At 67.8% G+C, this 14,407-nt stretch carries 18 protein-coding genes and 1 tRNA gene; 4 read left to right on the top strand and 15 right to left on the bottom strand.

From position 1 onward, the window contains the following. The first annotated feature begins 1 nt into the window (after position 1). Together htpX and SMD20_RS27775 are read left to right on the top strand one after the other, a co-directional pair. Positions 2–853: a zinc metalloprotease HtpX gene (htpX, locus tag SMD20_RS27780; RefSeq protein WP_329586600.1), complete on the top strand. Its 852-nt coding sequence runs from the start codon at positions 2–4 to the stop codon at positions 851–853. Between the two features lie 8 nt (positions 854–861). Beyond that, positions 862–2,346 carry a hypothetical protein gene (locus SMD20_RS27775; RefSeq protein WP_329586597.1) on the top strand — a complete coding sequence of 495 codons (1,485 nt, stop codon included), beginning with the start codon at positions 862–864 and terminating at the stop codon, positions 2,344–2,346. Here the strand turns inward: SMD20_RS27775 and SMD20_RS27770 are convergent. Then, positions 2,321–2,797, bottom strand: a complete 477-nt coding sequence (locus SMD20_RS27770) for an NUDIX hydrolase (protein ID WP_329586594.1) — start codon at positions 2,795–2,797, stop codon at positions 2,321–2,323. The two genes, SMD20_RS27775 and SMD20_RS27770, sit on opposite strands and share 26 nt — an antisense overlap. A gap of 290 nt (positions 2,798–3,087) precedes the next feature. Beyond that, entirely contained in the window at positions 3,088–3,588 is a 501-nt protein-coding gene (locus tag SMD20_RS27765) for a YajQ family cyclic di-GMP-binding protein (RefSeq protein WP_329586592.1), read from the bottom strand. Between the two features lie 278 nt (positions 3,589–3,866). Between SMD20_RS27765 and SMD20_RS27760 the strand changes: the two genes are divergently transcribed. Further along, positions 3,867–3,951 (top strand) — tRNA-Tyr (locus tag SMD20_RS27760). Positions 3,952–4,170: 219 nt separating this feature from the next. Here the strand turns inward: SMD20_RS27760 and SMD20_RS27755 are convergent. The 12 genes from SMD20_RS27755 to SMD20_RS27700 form a co-directional block, all read right to left on the bottom strand. Further along, a complete protein-coding gene (locus SMD20_RS27755) occupies positions 4,171–5,535 on the bottom strand; it encodes a tyrosine-type recombinase/integrase (protein ID WP_329586589.1) in 1,365 nt (454 codons plus the stop codon). Beyond that, positions 5,532–5,723 carry a helix-turn-helix transcriptional regulator gene (locus SMD20_RS27750; protein WP_329586585.1) on the bottom strand — a complete coding sequence of 64 codons (192 nt, stop codon included), beginning with the start codon at positions 5,721–5,723 and terminating at the stop codon, positions 5,532–5,534. Before SMD20_RS27750 ends, SMD20_RS27755 begins: the two co-directional genes overlap by 4 nt. Further along, positions 5,720–7,333 carry a replication initiator gene (locus SMD20_RS27745; protein ID WP_329586582.1) on the bottom strand — a complete coding sequence of 538 codons (1,614 nt, stop codon included), beginning with the start codon at positions 7,331–7,333 and terminating at the stop codon, positions 5,720–5,722. Before SMD20_RS27745 ends, SMD20_RS27750 begins: the two co-directional genes overlap by 4 nt. After that, entirely contained in the window at positions 7,330–7,533 is a 204-nt protein-coding gene (locus SMD20_RS27740) for a hypothetical protein (protein ID WP_329586579.1), read from the bottom strand. The genes SMD20_RS27745 and SMD20_RS27740 overlap by 4 nt, the downstream gene beginning before the upstream one ends. Continuing rightward, positions 7,530–8,957: an FtsK/SpoIIIE domain-containing protein gene (locus SMD20_RS27735; RefSeq protein WP_329586575.1), complete on the bottom strand. Its 1,428-nt coding sequence runs from the start codon at positions 8,955–8,957 to the stop codon at positions 7,530–7,532. Before SMD20_RS27735 ends, SMD20_RS27740 begins: the two co-directional genes overlap by 4 nt. A gap of 89 nt (positions 8,958–9,046) precedes the next feature. Then, positions 9,047–9,379, bottom strand: a complete 333-nt coding sequence (locus tag SMD20_RS27730; protein WP_329586574.1) for a hypothetical protein — start codon at positions 9,377–9,379, stop codon at positions 9,047–9,049. Continuing rightward, entirely contained in the window at positions 9,376–9,642 is a 267-nt protein-coding gene (locus SMD20_RS27725) for a hypothetical protein (RefSeq protein WP_329586571.1), read from the bottom strand. The genes SMD20_RS27730 and SMD20_RS27725 overlap by 4 nt, the downstream gene beginning before the upstream one ends. Continuing rightward, a complete protein-coding gene (locus tag SMD20_RS27720; protein WP_329586568.1) occupies positions 9,642–10,067 on the bottom strand; it encodes a plasmid replication, integration and excision activator in 426 nt (141 codons plus the stop codon). The genes SMD20_RS27725 and SMD20_RS27720 overlap by 1 nt, the downstream gene beginning before the upstream one ends. Positions 10,068–10,189: 122 nt before the next feature. After that, the gene (locus SMD20_RS27715; protein ID WP_329586566.1) at positions 10,190–10,906 is read right to left on the bottom strand and encodes a GntR family transcriptional regulator; all 717 of its coding nucleotides are present in this window, start codon (positions 10,904–10,906) and stop codon (positions 10,190–10,192) included. 65 nt (positions 10,907–10,971) lie between these two features. Next, positions 10,972–11,454: a hypothetical protein gene (locus tag SMD20_RS27710; RefSeq protein ID WP_329586563.1), complete on the bottom strand. Its 483-nt coding sequence runs from the start codon at positions 11,452–11,454 to the stop codon at positions 10,972–10,974. After that, on the bottom strand, positions 11,448–11,753 hold the full coding sequence (locus SMD20_RS27705; protein WP_329586560.1) for a hypothetical protein: 306 nt from the start codon (positions 11,751–11,753) through the stop codon (positions 11,448–11,450). Before SMD20_RS27705 ends, SMD20_RS27710 begins: the two co-directional genes overlap by 7 nt. After that, entirely contained in the window at positions 11,750–12,163 is a 414-nt protein-coding gene (locus SMD20_RS27700) for a hypothetical protein (RefSeq protein WP_329586559.1), read from the bottom strand. Before SMD20_RS27700 ends, SMD20_RS27705 begins: the two co-directional genes overlap by 4 nt. 121 nt (positions 12,164–12,284) lie before the next feature. Here SMD20_RS27700 and SMD20_RS27695 point away from each other — a divergent pair, with 121 nt between their 5' ends. Next, positions 12,285–13,502, top strand: coding sequence for an XRE family transcriptional regulator (locus tag SMD20_RS27695; RefSeq protein ID WP_329586557.1), 1,218 nt, complete (start codon positions 12,285–12,287; stop codon positions 13,500–13,502). On the opposite strand, the gene SMD20_RS27690 is transcribed toward SMD20_RS27695, so the two are convergent. Continuing rightward, complete coding sequence (locus SMD20_RS27690) at positions 13,480–14,043, bottom strand: NUDIX hydrolase (protein WP_329586555.1); 564 nt, start codon at positions 14,041–14,043, stop codon at positions 13,480–13,482. The two genes, SMD20_RS27695 and SMD20_RS27690, sit on opposite strands and share 23 nt — an antisense overlap. Positions 14,044–14,407 lie beyond the last annotated feature (364 nt).

Raw genomic sequence — 14,407 nt, 5'->3', positions numbered from 1 at the left:
CTTGCACCACAACGGTCTGCGCACAGCCGTCCTGCTGGGCGGCATGTCGGCGCTGATCCTGCTGGTGGGCGCGTGGTTGGGCGGTGGCGCCGGTGTCCAGATCGCGTTCGTTCTCGCCCTGGTGGGCAACGGCGTCGCCTACTTCTTCTCCGACCGGATCGCGCTGTCGGCCATGCGGGCCAGGCCCGTCAGCGAGGTCGAGCACCCCACCCTCTACCGGATCGTCCGCGAGCTGAGCACGCAGGCCCGGCAGCCGATGCCGCGGCTGTACATCTCGCCGACCGTGCAGCCCAACGCGTTCGCGACCGGGCGCAGCCCACGGCAGGCGGCGGTCTGCGTCACATACGGGCTGACGCAACTTCTCGACGAGTCCGAGCTGCGCGGCGTGATCGGGCACGAGCTGTCGCACGTGTACAACCGCGACATCCTCCTCTCGTCCGTGGCCGGCGCGCTGGCGACCATGATCACCTGGCTCAGCTACATCGCGGTCTTCTTCGGCGGCTCCGACGACGACGAGGGCCCCGGTTTCCTCGGCGCGCTGCTCATGATGGTGCTCGGCCCGGTCGCGGCCGGGATGGTGCAAATGGCGATCAGCCGCACCCGCGAGTTCCAGGCGGACGAATCGGGCGCCCGCCTCACCGGCGACCCGCTCGCCCTCGCCTCGGCCCTCCGCAAGATCGAGCTGGGCGCCCGCCGGCTGCCGCTCCCCGAGAACAGCCGCCTGACCTCCGCCTCCCACCTGATGATCGCCAACCCGTTCGCCGGCTCCGGCATCGGCCGCCTGTTCTCCACGCACCCGCCCACGTCGGAGCGGGTCGCGCGGTTGGAGCGCATGGCCGGATACCGGCGATGACGGGACGTATGCCGCGATTAACCGAGGCCGAACGGCGCCTGTGGAACGCGTTCCCGACCGGCGAGCTCGTCGACCTCGGCCCGGCGACGCCGAGCAGGCCCGGCACGGCCCCCGGCGGCAACGCGCCCAAGGACGGCGACACCTGGGGCCCCGAGCGGACGATCCGGGCCAAGGTCATCGCGTCCCTGCTGCTCGGCGCCCGGGAGGTGGGCGCCGGCGCAGTTCCGGCGGTCCGGCTGCGCGGGGCCCGCATCACCGGCCAGCTCGCGCTGCTCGGCGGGACGATCCCGTACGAACTGGTCCTCAGCGGCTGTCACCTGGACCAGCCGCTCCAGCTCATGGGCAGCACCACCCGCTCCATCCGGCTGACCGACTGCACCTTCCCCGGCCTGGGCGGGAGCGGCCTGCGCGTCGCCGGCCACCTCAGCCTGTCCGGCTCGAACATCACCGGCACCGTACGCGTGACCAGGGGCGTCTTCGAGAGCGGCCTGTGGGCCTCCGGCACCAAGGTCGTCAGCGACGACGGCGAATGGGCCCTCTACGCGAACGCCGCCGTCGTCGACGCCGGCCTGTTCTTCCGCAACTCCGACTTCACCGGCGGCGTCAGCCTGGTGGGCGCCCGGCTGAACGGCGGCTGCTTCATGGAGGGCTCGACCCTCCGCAACCCGGGCAAGCACGCCCTGACCGCCGACAACGTCGTGGTCGAGGACGTGATGCTCCTGACCGACGGATTCCGGGCAGAAGGCTGCGTACGCCTCCGCGGCGCCCGCATCAACGGCCGCTTCGCCCTGCGCGGCACCGTGATCAGCCCCGACACCCGCTACGCCCTCCACATGAGCCACCTGGAGATCCGCGAGGCGTCCCTCATGCCCGCCGCGCCCGTGGACGGCGTCGTCACCCTCGCGCACAGCAAGCTCGGCACCCTGCACGACGACCCCGACACCTGGCCCGCCAAGCTCCGCCTCAACGGCCTCACCTACGAACGCCTGCGCGGCTCCGGCGTGACGCGCAGGATCGAATGGGTCACCAGGGACCCCGAGGGCTTCCGGCCGCAGCCGTACGAGCAGCTCGCCGCCTGGTACCTCAAGGACGGCAACGACGCACTCGCCCGCCGCGCCCAGCTCGCCAAGCTCCGCGCCCGCCGCCGGACCCAGGGCCTGGGCGGCCGGATCTGGGGCCGGCTGCTCGACGCCGCCGTCGGCTACGGCTACCGGCCCTGGCTGGCCGGCATGTGGTTCACGCTGCTGCTGGCGATCGGCACGGCGGTCTTCGCCGTACAACCGCCCCGGCCCCTCAAGCCCGACGAGAGCCCTCATTTCAACGCGTTCGCGTACGCCTTCGACCTGCTCCTGCCGCTGCCCGCCTTCGGGCAGCGCGAGGCGTTCGACCCGATGGGGTGGACGCAGTGGCTGGCGTACACGCTGATCGTCGCCGGCTGGATCCTCGCCACCGCGCTGATCGCCGGCGCTACCCGAGTTCTCCGGCCGCAATGATCTTTCGTACGATGTCCGCCAGGTCCTCCGGGAAGTACTTCTCCTCGGTGCTCTCCAGCTCCGCCAGGCTCCACCACCGGTAGGCGGTCGTGGTGTCCTTCTCGATCTGCTCCATGTGCTCGAACGACACGGCGGACGCCGCCTCGGCCACCCGGAACGCGTAGAAGGTCTGGTCCTGGGTGATGGTGTACCCGCCCCAGTCGAAGGTGATGGTGATGGTGCCGTACGGGCCGCGGAGGTCGCCGACGTCCGCCCGCATCCCGACCTCCTCGAACAACTCCCGCACCGCCGCCCCGACCTCCGACTCGCCGTCCTCCACGGCCCCGCCGACGGTGAACCAGAACGGTTCGTCGGGGCGTTCCGGGTCGAACCCGTACAGCAGGAGCACCCGGTCCTGCTCGTCGAAGGGGAGGGCACGTGCCGTGAAGCGGCGCAGGGGGATCTTCGTCACATTCTGGAGCTTACGGCGACATAGGGCGGGCCGTGGGGGACCGTGGACCTTGGCGTGGGCGTGGGCGTGGGCGTGTGGGCTGGGGTGGGAGGGCACGCAGCCGCCCGGACCACATGCCCACTCCGACCCTCTGGATGCTTTCACCGCCGGTCCAGAACCGCCGGCCGCTGAGTGCTGGCCGGGGACTGCCGATCAGATCATGACCGTTGAACTCCATGACCCACGACCCCCACGACCCCCACGACCGCACGCCGTCCTGCCCAACCGGCCACCCTCACCGCGCCGCGGAACTACCGGTAGTTCACGAACTGCAAAGCGATGTCCAGATCCTTACCCTTGAGCAGAGTGATGACATCCTGCAGATCATCTTTCTTCTTCGAACTGACCCGCAGCTCCTCACCCTGAATCTGGGCCTTGATCCCCTTGGGCCCCTCATCCCGGATCAGCTTGGAGATCTTCTTCGCGTTCTCCTGATCGATGCCCTCCTTGAGCGCGATCACCATCCGGTACTCCTTGCCGGACAGCTTCGGCTCCCCAGCATCGATGATCTTCAGCGAGAGCCCTCGCTTGACCACCTTCTCCTTGAAGACGTCCAGCGCCGCGTTGGCCCGCTCCTCACTGTTCGCCTTGATCTCGATGTTGTTCTGCCCGGACCAACTGATGCTCGCCCCGGTGCCCTTGAAGTCGAACCGGTGCCCGATCTCCTTGACCGTCTGGTTCAGCGCGTTGTCGACCTCCTGCCGGTCGATCTTGCTGACGATGTCGAACGACGAATCAGCCACAACACCCACCCTCTCAGCTGCGAAGTCCTCTAAGGATCCGACCACCCGGACGTACCCCTGTGCCCGGCACACTGACGCGCATGATGCACCCGAGCCTGGACACGCCCGTACACGCGGACCCAGCGAACGAGCCTAGCCAGCATCGCCGCCCCATGCAGTCCACCGCCCCCGCCCCACCACCCCGTCCGCGCAACCCGCCGCGAGAACCCGCCCCAGGACAAACCGGTGTCACGTGCACCTCCGAAGTCCGCTATTCTTCTGTGTGTCGCCGCGAGAGCGGAAGACAAGGCAGGTTGCCCGAGTGGCCAAAGGGAGCGGTCTGTAAAACCGTCGGCTCAGCCTACGCAAGTTCGAACCTTGCACCTGCCACCAGCAGTAACAGCAGGTCAGAGGCCCTACGGGGCCTCTTCTGCGTTTCAGGGGTGTGCAGCCAGATGCCGCTCTGAGCGGCCCGTTGTCGCCGGTCCACCAATATACGTGCAATGATCTTGGCGGCGTTTCCGCTGGTCAATCCTTGCTTCGCGGCCAATACGCGGCCAAGAACAAGAGCCCCGGTGGTGGCCGGGGCTCTGGGCGAGGTTGAGCTGTGGGTCATGCGGCGAGGGCTTCACCGATCCGCTTGTTCGCGATCTCCTGTTGGCCGTCGATGCACTTGGCATAGACCCTCAGGAGGACATCGACGCTGTGGCCGGCTCGTTCGGCCACATCCGGTGCTGGCACCCCCACGTTGAGCCAGAGGGACACCGCCGCGTGCCGAAGATCATAGGGACGCTTGGCGAGCGGAGAGGCCACCTGGGCGGGCGTGAAAGCCAGGAGTCGAGCGGCCTGCCACACCTCCGTGTACGCCGTCGAGGCGACGACGCCGCCCCGCTCGCTGCGAATGATCCGGCCGTCGTCGCCTGTTCCGTACTCGGCGATGTGCTCGCGCAGGATCTTGACCAGTTCGGGAGGGATGGGCACCGGCCGAACGTCCTGCCTGCCCCGGTGCTTGAGGCCGCGTTCCTCGTGAGCGTCCCCGGTGTCGGTCCACTGCGTGTTGACCTCGGGGCGAGACACGTCGATCGTCAGTTGTCCCCAACCCTCAGGAGGTAGGTGGCAGTCCTGGATGCGGAGGCCCACCGCTTCGGCCGGGCGGAGGGCGGCGTAGTACATACAGGCGAAGAGGGCCATGAGCCGCCGGCCTCTGCCGCGACGGCCGACATAGGTCACCGCGGTCAGCAGTTCTTGCGCCTGGCGTGGGTTCACCACGACGCGGGGGTCCACCGTCTCCGTGGTCTTGGGCGGCTTCCACTTGATCTTGTGCAGCGGATTTGCCGAAAGTTCGTCCAGCTCCACCGCGTACTCAAGGAGGGCGTGGAGGACGGCACGCTTGCGGGCGATCGTCGTGGAAGCTGCCGCCTTGCCGTCGAGGCGCAGCGTCAGGGCGTGCAGGGCGAGCCGCACCGTCTTGGCCTGCTCCAGGTCGGTCAGGCCGAGCGAGGCCGCCTTCATCCAGGCCACGGCGGCAGCGTGCTGCTGAGGAACGGTCGGTCGCTTGTCCTCGGGCAGGAGAAGGCACTTGCGGAGAACCGTACGCAGTTCATCGGCATCTGGGCGGCCCGTCCTGTCCTTGGTCAGGGCGGGCAGGACCGTCGCCAGGGCATCCGACATGCTGTCTCGGCTCTTGGCCGCTGCGTGCGGCCACTTCATCTCTATGAACGCCTGAGCGAACTCCAGAACGCTCCGAGCGTCCTTGGCCTTGATCATGGACGTCGGTAGCCCGGATTCCACCTCGAAGGCTTCACCGCGCTTGGCGGCCTGGCGCAGGTCGGACAGGAAGCTTTCGGCGAGGGCTTTGGTGCGGTAGGTCTTCGAGGAACGCTTACGGGCGACGGACCAGCGGACGACGTACGAGGGCGTCTTGCTGGACTTGTTGCGGGTGATCTCGAAGAACTTCACATCGTACGAAGTCGTCATGCGGCGCTCCGGAGTGATTCGAGCCAGGCTTCGAGGTCGCTGCGGTAGATGCGAAGTTCACCGTTGGGCAGGCGGATGCCCTGCGGTGCTTTGCCGATCTCGCGCCAGCGGTAGAAGGTGCGGCGGGAGACCCCGCCAAGTTCGTCGAGGACCTGGGCGACGGTCAGCAGTTCGTCTCGCTTGGTCATGCCGCCCTCCCCACGTCCTCGGTTGCCGAAAGATCTTGACCGGCTGCTCTGGCTTCCAGCTCTCGCAGATGGGCTCGCCAGCGCTGCCGTTCGGCGACGGTGCGCAGGAGCCGTACGGCGAGAGGTGGCACGTTGGCGTCGCCGGCGGGGACGGGCCGCCAGATGTAGCGGTGCGGGTCCGCGGGCTCGTCGGCCTGGCCGAGGGCTTCCAGGACCCAGGTACGGCGATCCCGCCGATGCTCGGCGAGCGTCTTGTTGGACCACTTGCGGGAGACCAGGACGCGGCGCCCGGCGTAGCCGAGGTGTTCAGGCTTGTGCGCCTTGGAACGGCACCGACCAGGAGCCATCCCCGCCTTGGCGTTCTTGGGCTGGACGCCATAACGCAGCCAGTTCGGGCAGGCCGGCGAGCACGGCTCATAACGCAGGGCATCCACCATGCGGGAGGCATGCTCACGCTGAGCCTGGCCGCAGTCGAGAGCGTCACCCAGAGACTTGGTCAGGTACTTGGACAGATACCGGATGCACTGATCGGCGTCCGGCGTACCGGCGAGGACACCTTGCACGTCCACCTGTTCGCCGAAGCGCAGCACGTGGAGGGGTTCGGCGTCCTCGTCCAGGGCGTCGAGGGCTTCGTCCCAGGTGGGCAGGACCTCGCCGGTGGCCGGGTCGAGGTAGCCGGCCTGCTCGTCCCAGACGGGCAGGTGGTCACCGTCGAAGCGCACCTCATCGGCCTGCGGCCACCAGACCTGATGGTAGGTCGCGGCGGCTATCTGCTTGATCTCCGCACGCGGGAGGGTGCCCCGGATCGCCATGTGCAGGTGCGGCGCGAGCCGCTTCTGAGGCTCCACCGAAGCGAAGTACTGCACGTCATAGCCCGCGACCCGGCGCAGGTTCTGCACGAACCGGTCCACGAGCTTGGAGAAGTGCAGCGCGTCCCGAGCAGCACGCCGGTAGTCGTAGGCGTCCGGGTCGAGTGGGACGCCGTCCCGGACCTTGCCGTAGCTGGGCAGGGTGAGCGTGACGAACAGCGATGGCCGGTAGACCTTGCCATCGGACGCGTGGAAGGTGCGTCCCAGCGTCGTGTGGGCCATCTTGCGCTTGGGCAGATCGGGAGCGTCCTGCCGCCGCCGGGTCGATCGGGAGCGCTTGGGCACCGCGGATCCGGTGACGCTTCCCCGCATCCCGGCGGCGTTGATCTCCTCGTCCAGGCCCGCGAGGACGGCGTCCAGGTCGGTCGTGTCGTCGCCGGCCTGTGCGGTGGCGTCGCGCTTGGCCTGCATGTCGGCGCGGAACTCCACCAGCCAGCGTTGTTCCTCGTTCGGCTCGTCCGGCGTGATGGCCGGTTCGGTGTCGAGGTGCCAGCCCTCGCGGCATTGGGCCATGCGGAGTTGCCGGTTGCGCTTGGCACACGGCGGGCATTTGCTGTCCAGGGTGGAGCCGCATGGCACGTCGATGATCTCGGCCTTGCCGGTGACGATGTCGAACCGTCGCAGTGCGAGGGGCCTGATGCAGACGCCGTGCTGCTTGGCGACCTCCACGAGCACGTCCCGGGCCATCGGCATGGCTTGGCGGACGGCCCGGGGGAGGGCGCGGTCGTGCGGATGGGTCATGCGGTCCTCCCTTCGTCGGTGGTCTCGGCCATGAGGGCGCAGAGCCGGTAGTGCTCCAGGCGCGGGTGGGCGTGGATGCGGGAGTGGTGGAGCTCGAAGACGCGCATGCGGGGCAGGTCACGGGCGGTCAGCAGGACCAGCAGCGGACGGCCGGCGACCCGGCTGATCTCGTCGGCGGTGCCGTGGAAGCAGATCTTCACGCGGCCTCCCCGCGCGATGCGTAGGTGTCGGCCATGGCGCGGATATCGGTATCGGAGACGTAGGCGGCGCGGACCCGGACGGGCTCGGGGTTGGCTTCCAGCCGGACGTAGCCGACGCCCGCGCCCAGCTCCGGAACCGGCGAGATGTGGTCAGCGAGCGCGCCGCGATCACGGGCGCCGTCGCCGAGGACCATGTCCACCTGCTCGGACTCGTCCAGCCGCAGGGCGATCTTGTCGGGGAACAGGTTGCGGATGTTCATGACCTCTTTGCGCGGGTCCTGCAACGCGGCCAGGACACCCACGCCGACCGCGCGGCCTTGCGTGGTGAGCGTGGCCAGCGCGGCGGAGATGCGCTGCCGCAGTTGCCGGTCGGACTGGTAGGCGGTCAGGAACGCCACCTCGTCCACCACGACCAGGACGAACGGGTCATCGACGGTGGGGGCGTGGGAACGCTGGAGACCGGCGAACCGAGCCGCCCGCTTCTGCATGACGCTCACGGCCTCGTCCAGCAGGTCGGCGCACTCTTCCGGAGTGGCCGCGTAACGCGGGCCGAACAGGTCGCGCCCGTAGGACAGTTCCATCAGCTTGGGGTCCAGCGCCCACAGCTCGACCAGCCCCGCACGCGCGGCGGGGAGCAGGGCGCGGATGACGGACCAGATGATCGACCCCTTGCCGGCCCCGGTCGCGCCCGCGACGAGGACATGGGTGCCGTGCACCTTGAGCCGCCATGGCCGCCCGTCCTCTTGCTTGCCGATCTCGACCGGTCCCACGGTCGGCTCCTGCGGTATGGGCAGCGCCGGGAGGGGCGAGGCGAGTGAATCACTGCGCGGAAAGGTCAACGTCAACCGACCAGCGTGAGACAGCGTCACCCGGCAGGACTGCGCGCCGAAGCCGTGGGCCAGGTGGTCGAGGCGATCGGACCAGTCCTTGACCGCTTGACCCTTGAGCATGCGCACGGTGACCAGGTCAGCCCACGAGGTGCAGGTGACCTTGCCGAGCCGAGGGAGGTAGTCGCGGCCCCGGAGGTGACGGCCGAGACCGGAGACGATCATGACGGGTTGCCAGTGACGGCGGTAGATCCAGACGAGCCGCCACCAGGCCAGCAGCCGGAAGCCGACGAGACGGGCGAACGACTGCCGGTCGATGAACGCCCACGAGATCAGGGCCAGCACGACCGTCCCGGACAGGGACGCCGCCGCAGGCCAGCCGTAGACGTACCAGACAGCGCCCAGGGCCACCGGGACAAGCGCCGCGACGGGGTGACGCCAGAGCGTACGGACGAGCCCGGCCAGCATGCGCCAGGCGAGGATGACGATGGTGAGGATGGCGGGAGTGGTGACCACGGCCGGACGGAAGACGACGGCCGTGTCGGGCGTGGTGGAGACGAGGTTACGCGCCTCGTCGCCAGGCAGCCGCTTGAACATAAGCTGGGAACCTCTCGTGATTGAGCAAGTCGTGGGAGAACCGAGGGGCCGCCGGAAGTTGCCGCTTCCAGCGGCCCCGCCTTCTTGTGTCAGGCCGCCGGGCCGGTGGCGTCCGGGGTGGCGTCCTTGTCGTCGGCCGTCTGTTCGGCGTGCAACTGCTCGCAGTCGGCCAGGTAGCGAGCGGCAGCGGTGAAGATCTCGCGGGCGACGGCCAGGTCGGCGTCGGTGACCGGCCCGGCCCCGCTGGTGGAGATGTGCACGTTCGCCTCGTCGGAGGTGAACTCCAGGAACGGGCGCGGGTCGTCGAGCAGCAGCCCTGCGCCGGCCCGGAGGCGCGGAGTGTGGAAGGAGACCCGGACGCGCGGCTCGGCGTCGGGCCGCAGGGACAAGGTGACGTAGGTGTAGGGCCGGTGCTCGCTCATGCCGCCACCCCACGCCCGTCCGGGAGACCGTAGAAGCTGCGCTCCAGCGAGCGGGCGAAGCGATGGGCCTCACGGGCGAGCTGGCGCGCGAACTCCAGGTCCTCCACCGTGACCGGCCCGCTGGTGGTGACCAGGACGGAGGTGGCGCCGAAGTCGAGCGCCAGGACGGGCTCACGGCGTGGGAACGGGTGGTTGAGAGTGCGGGCGGCGTGCCCGGTGGTCAGCCGGATCACGCTGCTGCGCGGGGTACGGCGTCGGGTCATCAGGTGGCGTCCTTCCCGGCCAAAGCCTTGCTCTGGGCGGGCTGGTTGAGCTGGCGAGGTGCGTGCATCTCGCGAACCTTGATCGAGTACGCGAGACGGCCGGCGGCGTTGACGTACGGCGTGACGGACATGCCGTCGAACTCGACCGGCGTGAACGGCAGCCCCGGCATCGGCTGAGGGGGCACCGGCTGCACCGGCGCGAGGATCTTGACCGCCACCGTCTTCTGAGCGGGCTTGAGGGTCGGGTCACCGTCCATGACCGCGACCTGCCAGACCAGCTCACCGGTCTGCTTGTCGCGAGCCTGCACGAACCGGCCGTTGGACGAGGCGTCGAAGTCCTTGACAGGCTCGACCTCGCCAACGACGTAGCAGCCGTGCGGGAAGACCATGGGGTAGGTGACGGGGATGGGTCCCTGGATGGCCATGTTGTTCCTCTCGATAGCGGAGGACAGCTCTTCGTCCGCTCGTCCACTTGTCCGCATGAGTTGAGAGTAGGTGACCGCAACTCGTCCGCACAAGTGGTTGAGCGGTAAGTGGCGGGTAAGAGTTAGCTCACCTTGAAGACATCTTCGAGCACGTGCAGGCTCCCCGGCAGCGCCAGGCTCACCACCATCAGCACGTCGCCGGCCGCATCGTGCACGGTGGCCAGCACCCCGAGAACCGGGTTGGACGACCCAAGGAGCTCGGCTTCCTCCTTGGTCGGCTTGCGCGCGCTGACTCGTTCGGTGATGTGGTCGAAGCGCAGATGTTTGACCGCCTGGAGATGCTGGCGGATGCCCCGCCGCAGAGGTTCGGGTTTGTCCAGGTCGGTGCCGATGGCGTGCTCCAGCGGCACCCAGATCGTTTCTACCGCCGAGACCACATCGGCTTGCCGTGCCACTCTCTTCCGCGCGATCAGCGGCGTTCCCTCGGCGACACCCAGCAGGCGCGCGACATGTCGGGGAGCCGCTATGCGCCCTGCCTCCAGGACCGCATCGGCGTTCTCACCCTGCTCGGTCGTGCTCAGGCTGGGACGTACGGCCTCGGCAGCGCTCTGCGGGCGACCTTTGACGAACGACCCGCGGCCATGCTCCCGCTCGATCCACCCCTGCATGGCCAAGGTCTGGAGAGCGCGCACGACGGTGGTCCGGCCGACGCCGAGTTCGCGCACGAGTTGGGTCTCAGACGGCAGCATGTCACCCGGGGCGTACTCGCCCGATTCGATCCGCTCCTGGATCGTCCGCATGACCTGCGCGTATTTGGGTGGGGCGAAATCCATGCCCATCTCAACCGCCCGTTCACTCTTCCACTTGTGCGCATAAGCACAGTACCGGCTGAGGCAACCGTCTGTCAGTGGCCCTCGTCCAAGGGGCAGCAGGATGTAACCGGCTCAAGAGCCTTCACCAAGGCAACGCACGTGGGGCACGCCCTGCGCGCAGTCACAGAGAAGGGCACCGACCAACCGCACATCGGCAGCGGCCAGGCCGGCGATGAGCACACCGCCACCTCGGCGCCCGGCTCCACGGCGTGCAGCTCGGTCGACTGCCCCGTCCTCATCAGCCCGGTCACGAACGCCGGGGGAGCAGCTACCACGATCGGCTCCTTCAGATCGAGGTCATCCCACTGGAGCGGCCAGCGCCGTATGCCATAGGGCAGTTCACAGGCGTAGCCGTCGAGCCGAACCAACGCCGTCGTGCCGTTGCTCAGGACCGCCACCACCACGCCCCGACGCCCGACCAGCGCCGAGTGAAGAGCACGCGTGCGCACATGGCTGTGGAAGGTGTCCACGATCGTCGCTGTCCAGCCGATGCGCGAACCCGGGTCGCTCACCACGACTCCGAAGTCTGCCGAGACCGGAGTTCGGCGTAACGCATCGCAACCCGGCGAGCCGCCCCGAGAGGGTCATTCGCCGGATGCCACGCATAGATAACCCGGTGGCGATTGGGATTCCAACCGGTACGCCACCAGAACCGCATGCCGTCGCACCACACGACCAGGCCCACCCAGACCGAAACCAGCGCCAGCCCATAACCATCATGGACATCGGCATTGATTCCTTGGTGGCGCAATTCCTGCTGCAGGAACGCGGCCGATCGACAGGGACCGTCGCCGATCAGCACAGGGGCGGTCACTTGGCGATCCGCTCAAACAGCACGGACCCCGCCGGATCGAGATATGCGCGGAAGATCTGACGGCTTGACAATGCGTCAGAACCCGCGCCGAAGTCGAAGATCCTATGCACGATGCTGCCCCGGACAGAGACGTCGCCCGGCACGCTCCGCATCGCCTTGCGCAGTTCGTCCATCGCCGTGGCCTGAAAAGCCGAGGATCCGCACGCCCCCAGGGCGTCGCCCTGCTCCGAGGGGATGCGGACCTCCCACTCGAACCGCTCCTGCGGCGTCTCGGCCGGCCCTGGGCAGTGCAGGCAGTCCTCTTGCGCGGATGCTGCCAGACCCAGCCCGGTGGCAGCGACATGGCCGCGCCGAGTGACGATCTTCCAGCCCCGCCCGTCGCACTCTGTACATCTGACTGGCGTTGTCATGCCGGACAGCATGATTGCCGATACTTTTCAGACCTATCCCACGCTGATATACGACCACGGGATATAGGCTCCGCCGCGCGAGGGAGAGCATCATCCGGGCGCGAAAAGCCGGAGGTAACCAATGCAGAATGGCGCGTTCGACCCCATCGAACTACCCGTCATAGTCTGGGAACAGGAACAGACCCGGGACATTCTCAGGAAGCGCGACATCGCCGGACTTTTCAGGATCGCAGCCAAATACGGCGCCAGTCAGGTCCGCATCGGCACCGCAACCGGCCTCGGCCAGCCCCGCGTCAACGCCATCCTGCGCGGCAACGGAACGATCAAAGAACTCGCCGTCATCGAACGCATCGCCGCCGGCCTACGCCTGCCCGATCACGCCCGCATGCTCCTCGGCCTGGCTCCACTCGACATCGCCTCACCCACCGGCGACCACGACGACGAACACGAAGAGCAAACCACCGAACTCCTCGGCCGTCTGGACGCCGCCTCAGCAGTGGACGACACCACGGTCATGATCCTCCGCACCGACACCAACAACCTCCGCCTGCTGGACCGCCGCCTCGGAGGACCCGCCATCACCGACAAAATGCACGCCCAGATGGCCCAGATCGAACGAGCCCACCGCCACGCCGTACGCCCACGCATCCGCGCCCAGCTCGCCCACCTACTTGCCGAAACAGCTTCCTTGGCCGGATGGCAGGCCATCAACACCGTGGCGCTCAACGACGCCTGGAACCACTACGAACGCGCCAAGGCCGCCGCTCGCGAAGCCGAGGACGCCGCCATCCTGGCCTACGTCTCCGGCGAACAGGCATACGTCCTTATGGACTTGGGGCGCCCTGCTGAAGCCGCCGAACTCCTCCAGCACATCCACGCCACCCATCGCGACCGCCTTCCCGCCCGCCTCAGAACATGGCTCGCCGCAGCCGAAGCTGAAGCCGCGGCCATACTCGGTGACGAAGCCGCATGCCGCCGAGCGCTCGACCAAGCCGCCTTCGTGTTGCCGGAAGGCGACGGCGACCCAGACATGCCCTACCTGTCCATCAACGCCCACCACTTCGCCCGCTGGCGCGGAAGCTGCCTACTCCGCTTCGGCGACCCCAGCACCGTCGAGGACCTACGCTCAGCACTTGCCGGGATGGACGGCACCTACAACCGGGCCGAAGCAGGCGTCCGCTGCGACCTCGGCCACGCCCTGCTCGCGGCTGGCAAGCCTGAGGCAGCACAGCCCCACATCCAGCGCGCCAAGCAGTTGGCCACCATGACCGGCTGCCGTCGCCAACGACGCCGCATCGAAGAACTATCGCGAGCGGTCAACCGCGCTCTCGGCCGTTGAGCCGCTGCTGAGCCTGAAGCAGCCCGATCAACGTCCCAGACGTCCAGATGTCACCGCGGGCGATCATGCCGGGAATCTCGGCCATAGGAACCCACTCGATCCGATCGGCCTCCACCTCACCCTCAGGCTTACCGACCAACTCGGCGCCCCGCACCAGGAACAGGATGTGCTCGGAGTCCACCATGCCGGCCATGGGCTGATAGCTCACCAGGTGCTCAACTCGCTTCGGCCGATACCCGGTCTCCTCCTCCACCTCCCGCACAGCGGTAGCCATCGGATCCTCGCCAGCCTCGACCAGCCCACCCGGAAGCTCCCACCCCCACCGATCAAACACGAACCGATGCCGCCACATCAGCAAGACCCGATCTTGCTCATCGAGAACCACAGCGATGGCGGCCCGATCCAGATGCACCACATGATGCTCGAACCGCTCCCCGCCGGGGATCTCCACATCGGCCAGCCCCAACCGGATCCACCGGTTGTCATAGACCAGCCGTTCCCCATGCACAACCCAGCGCGTCAGCTCAGCGTCATCAGCCACATCGTGAAACTACAGCCTCAGCAACGCTGGGCATATGGACTGCAGGGGAGACTGCTCGTTCCATCTCCATACCAGCCCCTACGATCAACTGGTTGTCCAAGGCAGCCGGTCCGCGCTCAAGGCGCGCACGATACGGACTGCGTATCGCATGCGAACGACTACTGGAGGCAATGGGCATGTACCTCAAACGGTCATTAGGTGCGTTCCAGAACACACCCCTCATACATGCTCGAACCTCAGGCAAGCGCCTGCCCGAGCCAGCTGGCTGGGCACATCGATGTGTCGTTAGTAAGCTGGTCCTCACGACCCAGCGGGGAGCCGTAGATCTATGACCACGCTCGGAAATCAGGTCTTTGATGTGCTG

The sequence above is a fragment of the Nonomuraea sp. LP-02 genome, assembly GCF_036289125.1.
GTDB lineage: Bacteria > Actinomycetota > Actinomycetes > Streptosporangiales > Streptosporangiaceae > Nonomuraea > Nonomuraea bangladeshensis.
This window is presented reverse-complemented; position numbering and strand designations above follow the sequence as displayed.

Coding starts and splice junctions, on each gene's coding strand:
- SMD20_RS27730 (WP_329586574.1), bottom strand. CDS start 9,379: ATGAGCGAGCACCGGCCCTACACCTACGTCACCTTGTCCCTGCGGCCC.
- SMD20_RS27720 (WP_329586568.1), bottom strand. CDS start 10,067: ATGGCCATCCAGGGACCCATCCCCGTCACCTACCCCATGGTCTTCCCG.
- SMD20_RS27695 (WP_329586557.1), top strand. CDS start 12,285: ATGCAGAATGGCGCGTTCGACCCCATCGAACTACCCGTCATAGTCTGG.
- SMD20_RS27745 (WP_329586582.1), bottom strand. CDS start 7,333: ATGACCCATCCGCACGACCGCGCCCTCCCCCGGGCCGTCCGCCAAGCC.
- SMD20_RS27715 (WP_329586566.1), bottom strand. CDS start 10,906: ATGGGCATGGATTTCGCCCCACCCAAATACGCGCAGGTCATGCGGACG.
- SMD20_RS27700 (WP_329586559.1), bottom strand. CDS start 12,163: ATGACAACGCCAGTCAGATGTACAGAGTGCGACGGGCGGGGCTGGAAG.
- SMD20_RS27735 (WP_329586575.1), bottom strand. CDS start 8,957: ATGTTCAAGCGGCTGCCTGGCGACGAGGCGCGTAACCTCGTCTCCACC.
- SMD20_RS27755 (WP_329586589.1), bottom strand. CDS start 5,535: ATGACGACTTCGTACGATGTGAAGTTCTTCGAGATCACCCGCAACAAG.
- SMD20_RS27775 (WP_329586597.1), top strand. CDS start 862: ATGCCGCGATTAACCGAGGCCGAACGGCGCCTGTGGAACGCGTTCCCG.
- SMD20_RS27725 (WP_329586571.1), bottom strand. CDS start 9,642: ATGACCCGACGCCGTACCCCGCGCAGCAGCGTGATCCGGCTGACCACC.
- SMD20_RS27750 (WP_329586585.1), bottom strand. CDS start 5,723: ATGACCAAGCGAGACGAACTGCTGACCGTCGCCCAGGTCCTCGACGAA.